Genomic DNA, 16,383 nt, shown 5'->3' on the forward strand with positions numbered 1-16,383 from the left:
GATCGTAGTCCGGATTGTTCTCTGCAACTCGAGAGCATGAAGTCGGAATCGCTAGTAATCGCGGATCAGCATGTCGCGGTGAATACGTTCCCGGGTCTTGTACACACCGCCCGTCACACCATGGGAGCGGGTTCTGCCAGAAGTAGCTAGTCTAACCGCAAGGGGGACGGTTACCACGGCAGGGTTCGTGACTGGGGTGAAGTCGTAACAAGGTAGCCGTATCGGAAGGTGCGGCTGGATCACCTCCTTTCTAGAGTATGCCAAAGCGCAGGTATCCACACTTATCGGTTGTTTTAAAGTTTCGAGACACAGGTTTGAAGTCACGAGAGAAATTGGCTTGTGATTGAAGACGCAGACCCGAAACGCACAAGATCGGGTCTGTAGCTCAGCTGGTTAGAGCACCGTGTTGATAACGCGGGGGTCGTTGGTTCGAGTCCAACCAGACCCACCAGAGCAAGGTAATAACGGGGGTTTAGCTCAGCTGGGAGAGCACCTGCTTTGCAAGCAGGGGGTCGTCGGTTCGATCCCGTCAACCTCCACCATCACCTTGAATGGAAGTGTCTTGAAACGAAAGAGTGAGATTCGATATCAAAGCCTGGTGGTTTTGATATCGGCTTTTGCTGATAGCAGTTCTTTAAAAATTTGGAAGAAGTAAAGAAAGTGATTCACGCAGACGTGAGCATAGGGAAGCCTGTGTAAGCGAATGCATGAAAACTAAATGGGTTTTGATTGTATCAAGCCATATTCATGCTAGTCGTATGGATGTGGTGTCACGAACGCGAGACGAACAAATACTTGTAGCGTCCTTGATCAGAGATGGTTGAGGGCTTAACGTTATAGGGTCAAGCGAATAAGTGCATATGATGGATGCCTTGGCGATTACAGGCGATGAAAGACGTGTAAGCCTGCGAAAAGCTACGGGGAGCTGGCAATAGAGCTTTGATCCGTAGATATCTGAATGGGGAAACCCGGCCCTTTTGGGTCATCCTGTACTGAATACATAGGTACAGAGAAGCGAACCCGGAGAACTGAAACATCTAAGTACCCGGAGGAAAAGAAATCAACCGAGATTCCGTAAGTAGTGGCGAGCGAACGCGGATCAGCCTGCAAACTTTATCTTCAATGTTAGCGGAACAGTCTGGAAAGTCTGGCCATAGTGGGTGATAGCCCCGTACGCGAAAGCATAGGAGTGGAAATAGGTTTGGAACAAGTAGGGCGGGACACGAGAAATCCTGTCTGAATATGGGGGGACCATCCTCCAAGGCTAAATACTCGTAATCGACCGATAGTGAACCAGTACCGTGAGGGAAAGGCGAAAAGAACCCCGGAAGGGGAGTGAAATAGATCCTGAAATCGTATGCATACAAACAGTGGGAGCGGACTTGTTCCGTGACTGCGTACCTTTTGTATAATGGGTCAGCGACTTACATTCAGTAGCGAGCTTAACCGAATAGGGGAGGCGTAGGGAAACCGAGTCTGATAAGGGCGATAGTTGCTGGGTGTAGACCCGAAACCAAGTGATCTATCCATGGCCAGGATGAAGGTGGGGTAACACTCACTGGAGGTCCGAACCCACTAACGTTGAAAAGTTAGGGGATGAGCTGTGGATAGGGGTGAAAGGCTAAACAAACTTGGAAATAGCTGGTTCTCTCCGAAAACTATTTAGGTAGTGCCTCACGTATCACTCTCGGGGGTAGAGCACTGTCATGGCTAGGGGTCTATTGCTGATTACCAAACCATTGCAAACTCCGAATACCGAGAAGTGCGAGCGTGGGAGACAGACATCGGGTGCTAACGTCCGGTGTCAAAAGGGAAACAACCCAGACCCTCAGCTAAGGTCCCCAAGACACAGTTAAGTGGAAAACGATGTGGGAAGGCATAGACAGTCAGGATGTTGGCTTAGAAGCAGCCATCATTTAAAGAAAGCGTAATAGCTCACTGATCGAGTCGTCCTGCGCGGAAGATGTAACGGGGCTCAAACTGTGCACCGAAGCTAGGGATATGTACTTGTACATATGGTAGGAGAGCGTTCTGTAGGCCTGCGAAGGTGTGGTGTGAACCATGCTGGAGGTATCAGAAGTGCGAATGCTGACATGAGTAGCGATAAAGGGAGTGAAAGGCTCCCTCGCCGAAAACCCAAGGTTTCCTGTTCAACGTTCATCGGAGCAGGGTGAGTCGGCCCCTAAGGCGAGGCAGAAATGCGTAGTCGATGGGAAACAGGTTAATATTCCTGTACCTCAATGTAATGCGATGTGGGGACGGAGAAGGTTAAGCAAGCTGTCTGTTGGAATAGGCAGTTTAAGCGTGTAGGGAGATCTCTTAGGCAAATCCGGGAGGTCAATTCTGAGGCGTGATGACGATGCACTTCGGTGCAGAAGTTGCTGATACCAAGCTTCCAAGAAAAGCCACTAAGCTTCAGTTACATTGAGACCGTACCGCAAACCGACACAGGTGGGTAGGATGAGAATTCTAAGGCGCTTGAGAGAACTCGGGTGAAGGAACTCGGCAAATTAGCACCGTAACTTCGGGATAAGGTGCGCCCCGCTAGCGTGTAGAGACTTGCTCTCGAAGCGCGATGGGGTTGCAGTGAAATGGTGGCTGCGACTGTTTAATAAAAACACAGCACTCTGCAAACACGAAAGTGGACGTATAGAGTGTGACGCCTGCCCGGTGCTGGAAGATTAAATGATGGGGTGCAAGCTCTTGATTGAAGTCCCAGTAAACGGCGGCCGTAACTATAACGGTCCTAAGGTAGCGAAATTCCTTGTCGGGTAAGTTCCGACCTGCACGAATGGCGTAACGATGGCCACACTGTCTCCACCCGGGACTCAGCGAAGTTGAAATGTTTGTGAAGATGCAATCTCCCCGCGGCTAGACGGAAAGACCCCATGAACCTTTACTGTAGCTTTGCATTGGACTTTGAACATATCTGTGTAGGATAGGTGGGAGGCTTTGAAGCGGTGTCGCCAGACATCGTGGAGCCATCCTTGAAATACCACCCTGATGTGTTTGAGGTTCTAACCTAGATCCATTATCTGGATTGGGGACATTGCATGGTAGGCAGTTTGACTGGGGCGGTCTCCTCCCAAATTGTAACGGAGGAGTACGAAGGTATCCTAGGTACGGTCGGACATCGTACTGATAGTGCAATGGCAAAAGGATGCTTAACTGCGAGACTGACAAGTCGAGCAGGTACGAAAGTAGGTCATAGTGATCCGGTGGTTCTGTATGGAAGGGCCATCGCTCAACGGATAAAAGGTACTCTGGGGATAACAGGCTGATTCCTCCCAAGAGTTCATATCGACGGGGGAGTTTGGCACCTCGATGTCGGCTCATCACATCCTGGGGCTGTAGCCGGTCCCAAGGGTATGGCTGTTCGCCATTTAAAGTGGTACGTGAGCTGGGTTTAAAACGTCGTGAGACAGTTTGGTCCCTATCTGCCGTGGGCGCTGGAAGTTTGAGGGGACCTGCTCCTAGTACGAGAGGACCGGAGTGGACGTATCTCTGGTGTACCGGTTATGACGCCAGTCGTATCGCCGGGTAGCTATATACGGAAGAGATAACCGCTGAAAGCATCTAAGCGGGAAACTCGCCTCAAGATGAGACTTCCCTGGGCACTTGATGCCCCTGTAGGGTCGTGGAAGACTACCACGTTGATAGGTCAGGTGTGGAAGTCCAGTAATGGATTAAGCTAACTGATACTAATTGCCCGTGAGGCTTGATCCTATAACATTAGGCAAGCGCAAGTTATGTAACGCTCGCAACAATCAAAACACACTTTACTTCTTCCAAAATTACATCAGGCGCTGAGTTTGAATACCAGATTCAGCGATTGATAACAGTTATGTCTGACGACCATAGCAGGTTGGCCCCACTCCTTCCCATCTCGAACAGGACAGTGAAACGACCCCGCGCCAATGATAGTGTGGATTACCCATGTGAAAGTAGGTCATCGTCAGACTCCTTATAAAGCAAACCCCTCCCGGGCAACCGGTGAGGGGTTTTTGCTTTTCAGCTCCGATATAATCACAGCATCGTTCGAAGCAAGGTGGTCATATGAAAACATTCGTGAAATACACACTTTGGTCCCTGTTAGGCATCGTGGCCACCGCCTCTACGGTGCTCGCCTATGTGGCCCTCACCTTCGATCCCAATGCCTACAAACCGCAGATCATTCAGGCAGTGCAGGAAAATACCCAACGTACCTTGAAGCTGGATGGGGATATCAAGCTCATGTTCTTCCCCAGCGTCGGTGCGCGGCTGGGTAAAGTCTCACTTTCTGAATTCCAGAGTGATCGCGAGTTCGCATCAGTGGCGGATGCCAGTGTGTCCCTTGCGGTATGGCCGCTGCTTCAGAAGCAGATGGTGGTGAACCAGGTCAACGTTAGCGGCGTAAAGGTCAATGTCATCAAATACAAGAATGGCACAACCAATCTGGACGATCTTTTGAGTCACAAGCCTGAAGCTGCGCAAGTCGCCCCCTCGCCGGATCATAAATCTTCAGTGGTGGATTTTGATGTGGCGAGTGTCGCGATAGAGAATTGCGAATTGCAATTCGATGATCAAGCAGCAGGCAATCAGATCAGCATCTCGAAATTGAATCTCAAGACTGGCCGACTGACCAATGCCTTGCCCTCGCCTGTAAAACTTTCAGCCCATATACAGACAACGCAACCCAAGATGGACATCGCCTTGCAAATCGCCACGACCATGAGTTTCGATATTGAGCGTGGACGATACACTCTCAAAGGCATGGAGTTGGCAGCAGAAGGCGGTGTGTTGGATGTCTCGGAGCTGGTTTTGAAACTGGCAGGTGACGCCAGTGCGGACTTGCAATCCGAGAATTACGAATTGAATCTATTCGTATTGAATGCAAGTGGTAAAAATGCAGGAGAACCCTTTGAAGCTCATCTTACCGTGCCGAGCATCAGTCTGAAGCGGGAGGATTTCTCCGGTGTGAACTTGCAACTCAATGCCAGCTTGGATGGGGCGTTCGGCAAAGCAAGTGCGGCGCTGGATCTGCCATCCTTCAAGGGGAATATGGACAAGTTCAGTTTGCAGGGGCTGTCTCTGCAAGCTGCATTGGTTCAGCCTGAGCAGTCGTTCAGTGCCAAGATCGACACAGTGTTGATCGGTAGTTTAAAGACCATGCAATTCAATTTGAAAGACTTGAATATCGCACTCAAGGCGAATGGCGATAAATTGCCGGGTAAAGTGGTCGAAAGTTCTCTTAAGGGCAGTGTGCAGGCCGATCTTGAGCGTCAGAGTGTGCACGCAAAATTCACCGGCGGACTCTTGCAAAGTCGTATTAAGGCTGAAGCTGCTATAAAGAACTTCAAAGTGCCGGTCATTCGCTATGACATCGAGATAGACAAGCTCGATGTCGATCCTTATCTACCGCCCAAGGTTGCGAAGGAAGCAGCTCCCAAAGCAGTCGTAGCAGAGCAGCCATTCGACTTGTCCGCTTTGAAAACATTGAATGTGAACGGCAGCGTGCGCATAGGCGCGTTCAAGGCGGCGAACGTGAAGCTGACCAAACTGCGCGTGGACCTTATAGCCAGAGACGGCATCGTAAATATTGAACCGTTGAGTGCCTCGCTGTACCAAGGGGCGGTCAATGGCAAGCTGCGTGTCGATGCGCATACATCCAGTTTTGCAGTGACGCAAAAACTGATCGGGGTGGAGATCGCGCCGCTGATGAAGGACGCCGCTGATCTGGAGCTGGCGGAGGGAAAGGGTAATGTCTCTCTGGCGGTGACCACTCAAGGCAATACCGTCAGCGCACTGAAGAAGGCGTTGAACGGCACAGTTTCGGTGGAACTGGCGGATGGTGCGATCCGCGGTATAGACCTCGGCAAGCTGGTGCAAGGGGTGCAGAATCTGAACAAGGACAGCAAGGCTGAGACATTGGGTGTCAATAAGGGTGAACTGACGCAGTTCAGCGAATTCAAGGCCAGCCTCAAGATCAAGGATGGTGTCGCACACAACGATGACTTATCTGTCAGATCGACCGTGCTGCGCTTGAGCGGCAGCGGCGATGTGGATATCGGCCAGGACATGATGGATTACAACGCCAAGGTCATCATGGCCAAGACGGACCAGGGACGCACGGGATCCTTGCCGGTGAGAGTCTACGGCCCATTCGATGCGATCAAAATCCAAGTGGACTATGCCGAACTGCTGGCAGATATCGCCCGTCAGCGTTTGAACGAAGAGAAAGCCGCACTGAAACAGAAACTGGACGCAGAAAAGGCCGCACTCAAGGCCAAGCTGGAGGCGGAGAAAGATGCAGCCAAAGCTACAGCCAAGGCCAAGCTGGATGCTGAAAAGGCAGCCGCTAAAGCCAATGCAGAGGAAAAGCTGAAGCAGGGTCTGAAGGGTTTGCTCAAGTGAACATTCGCTAGTCCTTGGCATTTGTGAACACCTTCGCAAGACGCCTGATAGGCTGGCAGAAAGAATATGGCCGCCACGACTTGCCCTGGCAAGGGGAGTCGGCATATCGCATCTGGCTGTCTGAGATCATGCTGCAACAGACGCAGGTGACGACTGTCATTCCCTATTACCAGCGGTTCATAGCATCGTTCCCGGATATTGCCGCGCTGGCTGCCGCCACAGAAGAGCAGGTGCTCGCGCACTGGAGTGGCCTTGGCTACTACGCGCGCGGTCGTAATCTGCACAAGGCTGCACGTCTCATCGTTGAAAGACATGAAGGACGATTCCCGCGAGATTTCGAACAGATACTGATGTTGCCGGGTATCGGACGTTCGACTGCCGCCGCGATCTCTGCTTTGGCGTGGCATGAGCGTCGTGCGATCCTGGACGGCAACGTGAAGCGTGTGCTCGCCCGCTACTGTGGCATCGATGGCTGGACTGGGGAGCGCAAGGTCGAAGCACGATTGTGGGAGTTGGCAGAGCAACTGCTCCCCGCGAGCGATGTGGCAATCTATACGCAGGCTTTGATGGATATGGGGGCGACGGTCTGCACGCGCTCACGCCCCCGTTGTGCGAATTGCCCCGTCCAAGCGAGCTGCGTGGCATTAAACACCGAGCGTGTCGAGCGACTTCCCGCGCCGCGTCCACGCAAGGCGATTCCTGAACGTTCGACGACTTTTTTGTTGCTGAAGCACGGCAGCGAAATCATGCTGGAGAAGCGTCCGACTAGCGGCATTTGGGGCGGGCTGTGGTGCGCTCCGCAGGTGGACGCGCAAGAAGAGACGAACTACTTGTTGCGCAACGATATGAAAATCTCACGGCGCACCGAAATGGATGCGTTCACGCACGTCTTCACGCACTTCAAGCTGCATATCCGGCCGGTGTTGTTTGAGCTGGCAAGCAAGCCTATGCGGATCGAACAGCAGGGGTGTGTGTGGCTGGATCTGAACGATGCGCTGGGGGCGGCCATTCCCAGTCCGGTACGTCAGATTCTACTCAGCCTCCAGACATCCCAACGAGCTGGCTGATCACTTCTTCTTGCGGAATGATTCCAGTATCTCGCGGTATTGGCGCAACTCGGTCTCGATGGTGGATAGCTGGTAATAATCGTTGCCAGCCAGTTTCGCCAGCTCCAGTTGTTCTATCGCGCCACGCAGGTTGCCGTGCAGGATCTGATAGTAAGAAAGCACATGATGCGCTTCCTGATGACGACCCAATGCTGTGTAGGCTCGTGCCTGCAATTCGTAGAGTGCCGCATCATTGCCATCGCGGTTGATCTGCTCGTCCAGCAGGGTAAGTGCCTCTGAATAATGCTGCGTGCGCAGCAGCAGCAATGCGTAGTCGTAGATCAAGGCGCGGTGCGTCGGGTACTCCTTGAGCGTCGTGCGATAGAAATCGAGCACGCCGCTATCTTTCTTGTCCAGTTGGCGGATGCGCCCTGCCAGCGTCTCGATCGTGGCATTGCGTGGTGCCTGTTTGTGCAGTATGGCGAATTCCTGTGCGGCACGCTTGTCCTGCCTGTCGCGTAGCAAGGCCAGCACCAGTCCGTAGCGTTGCGCGATCTGATTGCCGAAGCGTTGTGCGCCCAGTGCCGACTGGAAATAGCTTACCGCTTCGCGCGGCGGCTTCTGCATGGCATTCAAGCGTGCCCGCACCAGATGGAAATCGAGGCTGTCCGCGACCAGTTTGAACGGGATGCGCTGCACACGGTTGCCCACATCGGCGACGCGCTCTGTCGTGAGCGGGTGGGTGCGCAGATAACTGGGAGTGTCTCCCTCCACCAGTTGTGTGGCTTTCTGTAGACGCTCGAAGAAACTCGGCATCGCGTGCGGATCGAAACCGGATTGTTGCAGCAGGTCGATTCCGATGCGGTCCGCTTCCTTTTCATGCTCGCGCGTGAAGTCGAGCTGCCGTTGCATGAGTCCGCCTTGTGCGCCGACGATGCCGGCCTGCGCGGCTTGTGGGTTGTCGCGAGCAGCCAGAATGGCGACCGCGATGGTCGCCATCGCCGCCAGTGAATCGTATTTGCGACCCGAGATCATGCGAGCCAGATGGTGCTGAGTCACGTGCGATATCTCGTGGCTCAATACCGAGGCAAGCTCAGATTCACTCTGCGAGAGCATGATCAACCCGGTGTTGACGCCGATGAAACCGCCGGGCATGGCAAAGGCATTGATGGCCGCATCGTCGATGACGAAGAACTCGAACGGCTGGCTGGGTTCGCTGCTGTTGGCGACCAGTCGTTTGCCGAGGCGATTCAGGTAATCCGTGACTTCCGGATCGCTCAGATATTGCTCGCTGGCCCGGATCTGGAACATGCTCTGCTCACCGATCTGTCTTTCCATCTGGGGAGAGATCACGGTTTGCGATTCGTCACCCAGATCGGGCAGCCCTTCTGCGTACAGATTGAAGGGGATCAAAAGCAGGAGCAGGAATTTTTTCATGGAAGCTATGATAGCACCGGCTCGAACTGGTTCCCCCAAGCTGGACAGTACGCCCCCAAAGCCGCAGAATGCGCTCCCATTCGAGCGATATCAGTATGGAATCATTAGGCAAATATCACATCGTCAAAGAACTCGGGCACGGCGCGACCAGCACCGTGTATCTTGCGCTGGACCCGTTCAATGAGCAACAGGTCGCGCTCAAAGTGTTCAATGCGAATGTGCTCAATAACAGTGCCAGCGGCAAGGCTTTCCGCAAACTGTTGCTGACCGAAGCATCGCTCGCCGGCAAATTGTCCCATCCACACATCGTGAAGATATTCGACGCCATCATGGAAGGCGATACGAATTACATGGTGATGGAGTATGTCGAAGGCGAGACGCTGGAGCGATTCGCCGAAGTCGATCACCTGCTGCCATTGGGGCGTATTGCCGAGATCATCTACAAGTGCTGTAAGGCGCTGGAATACGCCCAGTACCAGGGGGTGATCCATCGTGACATCAAGCCGGCCAACATCCTCTTGTGCGGCGAGAGCGACATCAAGATATCGGATTTCGGCGCCGCCGTGATCGAGAGCCAGCAGACCACACAGGTGAGCGGCGTGGGATCGCCCGCCTACATGTCTCCCGAGCAGATCAAGGAACACTCTTTGTCACACCAGACCGATATCTACTCGCTGGGTGTGACCATGTACCGCATGTTGACCGGCAAGTTGCCATACGACGCGGCCAACAACTACAGCATGATCTATCAGATCATGAACATCGAGCCGCCGCCTCCCAGCACTTTCCGTCCCGAGATCCCCGCGGTGCTGGACGGTATCGTGTTGCGCGCGATGCACAAGGACACGGCCAAGCGTTATCGAACCTGGGATGAGATGGCGCGCGACCTGGTGTCATTCATCAGCGATAACGTGCCGCAACAGGAAGGGATCCGCGACACTGAGAAGTTCGATACCGTGCGCGCTTTGCCGTTCTTCAAGCAGTTCAACGATGTGGAGCTGTGGGAAGTGCTGCGCATCAGCGAGTGGCGGAAAGTGTCCAAGGGAGAGCAGATACTGCGCGAAGGAGAGGAAGGGCTGAACTTCTTCATCATCGCCAGCGGCTCTGTGCGCGTGGTGAAACAGGGGCGTTTGCTCAGCTTGTTGCACAAGGGGGACTGTTTCGGCGAGATGGCGCATCTGAGCGAGAATGGCACCAGGCGGAGCACCGATGTGCTGGCCAAAACGGATGTGAAGCTGATAGAGATCGATCCGTCGGTTCTGGCGTTAGCAACCTCAAACTGTCGTTACCGCTTCGATGAAGCTTTCCTGCGCATCATCGTCAAGCGGCTGTCGGTCGCCAATACGCGCATCGCGCGTCTGCTGAGCGACCATGATGAAGGTCAATGAATCAGAAAAGTGGAGTGGATGGGAATGAGCGGTTTCATGAATATTACCGTGGCTGAATTGCACGAATTGATGGACAAGCCCGATGTGCAACTGGTGGACGTACGCACCGATGCCGAGATCGCGCGCGGTCGCATCAAAGGTGCGATCTGCATGCCTTTGCATCTGTTGCCCTTGCGTCTGAACGAGCTGGGTTCCGAAAAGACCACTGTGTTCTATTGCCAGATGGGCGGACGCTCGGCGCAGGCGGCGGCATTCGCTGCTGCACAGGGATTGCATGGTGCAGCCAATCTGCAGGGGGGCATTCTGGCTTGGGCGCAGTCGGGCGGGGAATTGGTCGCGTGAGCGGAGAGATGTTCGACGTGGAGCTGGATGTGCGCAAGCTGGCTTGTCCATTGCCCATCCTGCGCGCGAAGAAAGCACTGGCTGGGATGAGCGCGGGGCAGGTGCTGAAAGTGGTGGCGACCGACGGCGGCGCGCCCAGAGACTTCGCCGATTTCTGCAGCAAGACCGGCAACGATCTGCTGTCGTCGACCGAGCAGGGCGGCGAGTTCGTGATCCTGCTTCGCCGTCGCGCCTAGCCGCTTATTCGGCCGCTTTCTTCTCGATCTCCTTGGCCAGGAAATAGGCCATCACCGTTCGGATCACCACGATACCCCCAAGCAGCAGCAGTGCCTCCTGACTGGGTACCACGATGGTGCCGATGATGTCGCCTGCGAGGAAGAAGTCCAAGCCCAGTGCCATCTTCTCGCCGATGGCGATGCGGATGTCGCTCAAGGAACTGCCCGGTTCTCGGCTGCTAAGCAGGTCCCAGCCGCGTTGCAGGAGCAGGATGAGACCGTGCACGCTGCCCCAGGTGACCACCGCCACGCCCAGCAACTCGGTGAGCGGCACGATGTAGGCGATGGCGTCGATCAGCAGTTCGTGCAGCATGGCGTTCTCCTCAGTCGAATTTTGCGCGCTGCGCCTGCAACTGCACCAGCGTGGTGCCGAATTCTTCCAGACGTTTCTTCTCCTGCTCAACTACCGCAGCCGGTGCGCGCGCCACGAAACTTTCGTTGCCGAGTTTTGCGTTGGCTTTGGTGATCTCGTTGGATAAACGCGCGATCTCCTTGTCCAGACGCTCGCGCTCCGCCGCAATATCGATCTCCACCTTCAACATCAGCTTGTAGCTGCCGACGATGGAAACCGGTGCGTCACCTTCCGGAAGTTCTGCGACCACCTGCACTTCACTCAACTTGCCGAGGCTGTTGATGTAGGGCGCGAGTGCATCCAACACGGTCGCATCGCCCGCCGCGATCAACGGCACGCGTGCGGCGGGGGACAGGTTCATCTCGCTACGCAGGCTGCGGGTGGCGGTGGTGAGCTCTTGCAGCAGTGCGATCTGTGCGCTGGCCGTTGCATCGATCTTGCCGGCATCCGCCTTGGGATAGGATTGCAGCATGATGGTGTCACCTTTTGCATTCGCCATCGGTCCAACCGTCTGCCACAACTCTTCGGTGATGAACGGGATGATGGGGTGGGCCAGACGCAGGATGGTCTCCAGCACGCGTACCAATGTACGGCGGGTGGCGCGTTGCTGAGCTTCGCTGCCATTCGCCATCTGCACCTTGGCCAACTCCACATACCAGTCGCAGTAGGTGTTCCACACCAGTTCATACACGGCACGCGCGGCCATGTCGAAACGGTAGTCGGCGAAATGCGTCGCCATCTCGGCTTCGGCCTTCTGCAGTTCGCTGATCATCCATTTGTCGGCCGCAGAGAATTCCATCGGCAGTGATTCATCCTGACCAACATCTTTGCCTTCGCAGTTCATCAGCACGAAGCGCGTGGCGTTCCACAGCTTGTTGCAGAAATTGCGATAGCCCTCGCAGCGCTGCATGTCGAACTTGATGTCGCGGCCGGGCGAAGCGAGCGAGGCGAATGTGAAACGCAGTGCGTCGGTGCCGAAAGCGGTGATGCCGTCCGGGAATTCCTTGCGTGTGCGTTTCTCGATCTTCTCGGCATCCCTCGGGTTCATCAAGCCGGTGGTGCGCTTCTTGATCAGCGCAGCCAGATCGATACCGTCGATGAGGTCGATGGGGTCGAGCACGTTGCCTTTGGACTTGGACATCTTCTGGCCTTCCGCGTCGCGGATCAGGCCGTGCACGTACACATCCTTGAACGGGATCTTGCCGGTGATGTGCTTGGTCATCATCACCATGCGCGCCACCCAGAAGAAGATGATGTCGAAGCCGGTGACCAGAACGGAGGATGGCAGGTACTGCTGCACGAACGGGTTCTTTGCATCCTTGTCCGCATCACCCGACCAGTCCAGCGTGGAGAACGGCCACAGCGCGGAAGAGAACCAGGTGTCCAGCACATCGTTGTCGCGATCCAGCTGTCCGGCGTAACCTGCCTTGTCGGCCAGCTTGCGCGCCTCGGCTTCATCGTGCGCGACGAACACTTCGCCGTTCACGCCATACCATGCCGGGATCTGGTGGCCCCACCACAGTTGGCGCGAGATGCACCAGTCCTGGATGTTGTTCAGCCATTGGTTGTAAGTGTTCACCCAGTTCTCGGGATGGAACTTGATCTCGCCGGAGCTCACACATTCCAGCGCTTGCTCGGTGATGCTCTTGCCGCCGTCGCCGGGCTTGCTCATGGCGACGAACCATTGGTCGGTCAGCATCGGCTCGATCACCACGCCGGTGCGGTCGCCGCGCGGCACTTTGAGTTTGTGCTTGTCTGCTTTAACGAATAGACCGGCAGCTTCCAGATCGGCCACGATCTGTTTGCGTGCGGCGAAGCGGTCCATGCCCTGATATTGCTTGGGTGCGTGTTCGTTGATCTTCGCGTCCAGCGTGAGGATGGAGATCATCTCCAACTGGTGGCGCTGTCCGATGGCATAGTCGTTGAAGTCGTGCGCAGGCGTGACTTTCACCACGCCGGTGCCGAACTCCTTGTCCACATAGTCATCGGCGATGACCGGGATGGTGCGGTCGCACAGCGGTAGCGTGACTTGCTTGCCGATGAGGTGCGCATAGCGCTCGTCCTCGGGATGCACCATCACCGCCACGTCGCCCAGCATGGTCTCGGGGCGTGTCGTTGCAACGACCAAGTGGCCGGAGCCATCCGCCAATGGATACTGGATGTGGTACATGAAACCGTCTTCTTCTTCCTGCACTACTTCGAGGTCGGAGACGGCGGTGTGCAATTTCGGGTCCCAGTTCACCAGTCGCTTGCCGCGATAGATCAGGCCTTCGTTGAACAGGCGCACAAAGGTTTCGGTGACGGATCGCGACAGGCCTTCGTCCATGGTGAAGCGCTCGCGCGACCAATCGGGCGAGGTGCCGAGGCGGCGCATCTGTTTGGTGATGGTGTTGCCGGAATATTCCTTCCACTCCCACACCTTCTCGATGAACTTCTCGCGGCCCAAGTCGTGGCGCGAGACACCTTGTGCATCGAGTTGGCGTTCCACCACGATCTGTGTGGCGATGCCTGCGTGGTCGGTGCCCGGTTGCCACAGGGTGTTGTCGCCCTTCATGCGGTGGTAGCGCGTCAACGCGTCCATCAGTGTCTGGTTGAAACCGTGGCCCATGTGCAGCGTGCCGGTGACGTTGGGCGGCGGTAGCAGGATGCAGAAGTTGTCCTGCTTGTTTGCATCCAGTCCGGCTTTGAAGTGTCCGGCGGATTCCCACGCGGGATACCAGCGGGATTCGATGTCTTTGGGGTCGAAGCTTTTTGCGAGTTCTTTGGATTGAGTCATTGCGATGCGGCGTGATGCCTGTCCTGAGCTTGTCGTGAGGAAGGCGCGATTATATCAAGACGGCGCTGCGACAGCGGGGTGCTTGCCGGGTTTATGAGTGTGGCGGGAGGATGTCGCGAACAAGCTGCGGCAATTCGTCCTTCAGTTCGTCCCATGTCTGGGCGATGGCCTGACGTTGTGCTGCTTCGAGACGCGGCAATAAGCGCTGCATGAAGAGAGCTTCCAGGTGTGCTTCGAGTTGCGGTGGGACCTCAAACGGTATTTCTTCAGCATAGGGCAGAGGGGCGGCGGCTACGGCCGGATCGAGTTCAATGGCTGGAGCATCCGCTTCAGGCGCTTCGACGATATCGGTCAGCGTGGGCAGGTCGTCGTCACTGACAACCTCGGTCAGCACCGGCAGGTCGTGGGGTAATGCCTGATCGATGTCGTTCGTACTCATGGGCGCAACTTGGACAGGTCGGTGTGGTTGAGTTCGTAGCCACGGTCGCGGTAGAACTTGAAGCGGACACGTCCGCGTGTGGCCTCTTCGGCATCATGTCCTACGATCTCTATCACACGTTCGAAGCGGCTGAAGAAGGTCGGACATTCGTCATGCAGACTGATCAGAAGTTCGGAGTGGGGGAAGGTCTCATCGTGGCCGATGACGATCGGCATCGCGCCGGCCTCGGCATCGCTGCTATGGCAATGTGGCATAAAGGCCGTGGCCGGGTAATGCCACAGCAGCTTATCCAGTTTGTCTGCCGTGTCTTCATCCGGCACATGCAACAACACACGCATGCCGCTCTGCATCGCCTTGTGGCTCAGCAGGCATGCGGTGCGCAGCTTGTCTTCGCTGCCGGTATAGAAGTCGACTCTGGTCACTTGCTTGTTGAGCGATTGATCAGATACTGCGTCAGCAACGGCACCGGACGTCCGGTCGCGCCCTTGTCCTTGCCGGACTTGTTGGCGGTGCCCGCGATGTCGAGGTGTGCCCAGCGGTAGTCTTTGGTGAAGCGTGCCAAGAAGCAGGCTGCGGTGATGGTGCCGCCGGCGCGACCGCCGATGTTCGCCATGTCGGCGAAGTTGCTGTCCAGGAGTGGCTGATAGTCGTCCCACAGCGGCAACTGCCATACGCGGTCATGTGCCTGTTCGCCGGCACCGACCAGTTCTTTGGCCAGCTTGTCGTCGTTGGCGAACATGCCGCTGGCGACATGGCCCAATGCGATCACGCAGGCACCGGTGAGGGTGGCGATATCGATCACGGTGTCGGGCTTGAACTTCGCTGTGTAGGTCAGTGCATCACACAGGATCAGGCGGCCTTCGGCATCGGTGTTGAGGATCTCGATGGTCTGGCCGGACATGGAGGTGACGATGTCGCCCGGTTTGGTGGCGGTGCTGCTGGGCATGTTCTCGCAAGTGGGGATCACGCCGACCACGTTGATCGGCAGTTCCATCTCGGCGATGGCCTGCAGCGTACCGAACACACTGGCTGCCCCGCACATGTCGTATTTCATCTCGTCCATGTCGGCGCCCGGCTTGAGCGAGATGCCACCGGAGTCGAAAGTGATGCCTTTGCCGACCAGCACGATAGGCTTCTGCGTCTTGGCACCGCCGTTGTATTCCATCGTGATCAACTTGGGCGGCTGTGCGCTGCCGCGCGTGACGGAAAGGAAGGAGCCCATGCCGAGCTTCTCCATGTCTTTCCTTTCCAGCACGGTGGTCTTGACCTTCTTGTGCGCCTTAGCCAGCGCCAGTGCTTTGGCTGCGAGATAGGTAGGGGTGCAGATGTTGCCGGGCAAGTTGGCCAGGTCTTTGGTCAGTTCCATGCCGCGCGCGACGGCGGAAGTTTGTGCGACTGCCTTTTTCAGCTCTGCTGCAGGCTTTTCCAGCGTGATGAAGGTCACTTGCTTCAGCGTGGCGGGTTTCGAAGGTTTGCTCTTCAGGCCGTCGGCGCGGTAAGCGCCATCGGCTGCCGCGAGTATGGCTTGTTTGAGTACCCAGCTTGCATCCTTGCCCACGCCGTCATCGGTGATGAACAGCGCGGCATCTTTGGCGGAGGTGGCATGCAGTGCTTTGAACGCGGCACGCAGGATATCCACGCTACCTCGGTTGTCCAGCTCGGCGGGTTTGCCGAGGCCGACCAGCAAGATGCGTTCGGCCGATGCGCCAGCGATCTTGTGCAGCAAGAGCGTGGTGGCAGACTTTCCCGTCATGTCGCCGCGCGCGATGACATCGCTCAAAGCGTGTCCGGTGGATTTGTCGAGCAGTTGCCCCGCTTTGGATAATTTTCCGCCTTCGTAGACGCCGACCACCACGCATCCACTCTTCAGCTTCTCCGGGCTACCCTGTTTTATGCTAAATTCCACGCGCTTCTCCTCAAAAGATCTCAAAATTC

11 protein-coding genes, 2 tRNA genes and 3 rRNA genes are annotated in these 16,383 nt (G+C 55.8%); 10 read left to right on the top strand and 6 right to left on the bottom strand.

The window, feature by feature from the left end:
- The 7 genes from ACYCZ5_RS12680 to mutY form a co-directional block, all read left to right on the top strand.
- Positions 1-250, top strand: a 16S ribosomal RNA gene (locus ACYCZ5_RS12680); the annotation flags it as partial.
- Between the two features lie 124 nt (positions 251-374).
- Positions 375-451 (top strand) — tRNA-Ile (locus ACYCZ5_RS12685).
- Positions 452-466: 15 nt separating this feature from the next.
- A tRNA-Ala gene (locus ACYCZ5_RS12690) sits at positions 467-542 on the top strand.
- Between the two features lie 298 nt (positions 543-840).
- Positions 841-3,726 (top strand): 23S ribosomal RNA (locus ACYCZ5_RS12695).
- Positions 3,727-3,847: 121 nt separating this feature from the next.
- Positions 3,848-3,961, top strand: a 5S ribosomal RNA gene (gene rrf, locus ACYCZ5_RS12700).
- Positions 3,962-4,056: 95 nt separating this feature from the next.
- Positions 4,057-6,393, top strand: a complete 2,337-nt coding sequence (locus ACYCZ5_RS12705; protein ID WP_461545171.1) for an AsmA family protein — start codon at positions 4,057-4,059, stop codon at positions 6,391-6,393.
- A gap of 23 nt (positions 6,394-6,416) precedes the next feature.
- Positions 6,417-7,460, top strand: coding sequence for an A/G-specific adenine glycosylase (mutY, locus tag ACYCZ5_RS12710; RefSeq protein WP_461545172.1), 1,044 nt, complete (start codon positions 6,417-6,419; stop codon positions 7,458-7,460).
- Here the strand turns inward: mutY and ACYCZ5_RS12715 are convergent, their stop codons facing one another.
- Entirely contained in the window at positions 7,461-8,876 is a 1,416-nt protein-coding gene (locus tag ACYCZ5_RS12715) for a M48 family metalloprotease (protein WP_461545173.1), read from the bottom strand.
- A 95-nt stretch (positions 8,877-8,971) separates the two neighbouring features.
- On the opposite strand from ACYCZ5_RS12715, the gene ACYCZ5_RS12720 reads away from it, so the two are divergent.
- From ACYCZ5_RS12720 to ACYCZ5_RS12730, 3 genes are read left to right on the top strand one after another with little or no spacing between them, the layout of a single operon-like run.
- Positions 8,972-10,264: a protein kinase domain-containing protein gene (locus tag ACYCZ5_RS12720; RefSeq protein WP_461545174.1), complete on the top strand. Its 1,293-nt coding sequence runs from the start codon at positions 8,972-8,974 to the stop codon at positions 10,262-10,264.
- A gap of 36 nt (positions 10,265-10,300) precedes the next feature.
- Positions 10,301-10,606 (top strand): rhodanese-like domain-containing protein, encoded by a 306-nt coding sequence (locus ACYCZ5_RS12725; protein ID WP_461545175.1) that lies wholly within the window; start codon positions 10,301-10,303, stop codon positions 10,604-10,606.
- Between the two features lie 8 nt (positions 10,607-10,614).
- Positions 10,615-10,842, top strand: a complete 228-nt coding sequence (locus ACYCZ5_RS12730; RefSeq protein ID WP_461545228.1) for a sulfurtransferase TusA family protein — start codon at positions 10,615-10,617, stop codon at positions 10,840-10,842.
- A gap of 4 nt (positions 10,843-10,846) precedes the next feature.
- On the opposite strand, the gene ACYCZ5_RS12735 is transcribed toward ACYCZ5_RS12730, so the two are convergent.
- From ACYCZ5_RS12735 to ACYCZ5_RS12755, 5 genes are all read right to left on the bottom strand, one after another.
- A complete protein-coding gene (locus ACYCZ5_RS12735; RefSeq protein WP_461545176.1) occupies positions 10,847-11,194 on the bottom strand; it encodes a DUF1622 domain-containing protein in 348 nt (115 codons plus the stop codon).
- 10 nt (positions 11,195-11,204) lie between these two features.
- Positions 11,205-14,009 (bottom strand): valine--tRNA ligase, encoded by a 2,805-nt coding sequence (locus ACYCZ5_RS12740; RefSeq protein ID WP_461545177.1) that lies wholly within the window; start codon positions 14,007-14,009, stop codon positions 11,205-11,207.
- 91 nt (positions 14,010-14,100) lie between these two features.
- Positions 14,101-14,448, bottom strand: coding sequence for a hypothetical protein (locus tag ACYCZ5_RS12745; protein WP_461545178.1), 348 nt, complete (start codon positions 14,446-14,448; stop codon positions 14,101-14,103).
- On the bottom strand, positions 14,445-14,870 hold the full coding sequence (locus ACYCZ5_RS12750) for a DNA polymerase III subunit chi (protein WP_461545179.1): 426 nt from the start codon (positions 14,868-14,870) through the stop codon (positions 14,445-14,447). The genes ACYCZ5_RS12745 and ACYCZ5_RS12750 overlap by 4 nt, the downstream gene beginning before the upstream one ends.
- Complete coding sequence (locus ACYCZ5_RS12755) at positions 14,867-16,354, bottom strand: leucyl aminopeptidase (RefSeq protein ID WP_461545180.1); 1,488 nt, start codon at positions 16,352-16,354, stop codon at positions 14,867-14,869. The genes ACYCZ5_RS12750 and ACYCZ5_RS12755 overlap by 4 nt, the downstream gene beginning before the upstream one ends.
- Between the last annotated feature and the right edge of the window lie 29 nt (positions 16,355-16,383).

Source organism: Sideroxydans sp. (assembly GCF_054604835.1).

Excerpts from the sequence above, each read along its gene's own strand:
- ACYCZ5_RS12705 (WP_461545171.1), top strand. The coding sequence starts at position 4,057 with ATGAAAACATTCGTGAAATACACACTTTGGTCCCTGTTAGGCATCGTG.
- ACYCZ5_RS12715 (WP_461545173.1), bottom strand. The coding sequence starts at position 8,876 with ATGAAAAAATTCCTGCTCCTGCTTTTGATCCCCTTCAATCTGTACGCA.
- ACYCZ5_RS12720 (WP_461545174.1), top strand. The coding sequence starts at position 8,972 with ATGGAATCATTAGGCAAATATCACATCGTCAAAGAACTCGGGCACGGC.
- ACYCZ5_RS12725 (WP_461545175.1), top strand. The coding sequence starts at position 10,301 with ATGAATATTACCGTGGCTGAATTGCACGAATTGATGGACAAGCCCGAT.
- ACYCZ5_RS12730 (WP_461545228.1), top strand. The coding sequence starts at position 10,615 with ATGTTCGACGTGGAGCTGGATGTGCGCAAGCTGGCTTGTCCATTGCCC.
- ACYCZ5_RS12735 (WP_461545176.1), bottom strand. The coding sequence starts at position 11,194 with ATGCTGCACGAACTGCTGATCGACGCCATCGCCTACATCGTGCCGCTC.
- ACYCZ5_RS12740 (WP_461545177.1), bottom strand. The coding sequence starts at position 14,009 with ATGACTCAATCCAAAGAACTCGCAAAAAGCTTCGACCCCAAAGACATC.
- ACYCZ5_RS12745 (WP_461545178.1), bottom strand. The coding sequence starts at position 14,448 with ATGAGTACGAACGACATCGATCAGGCATTACCCCACGACCTGCCGGTG.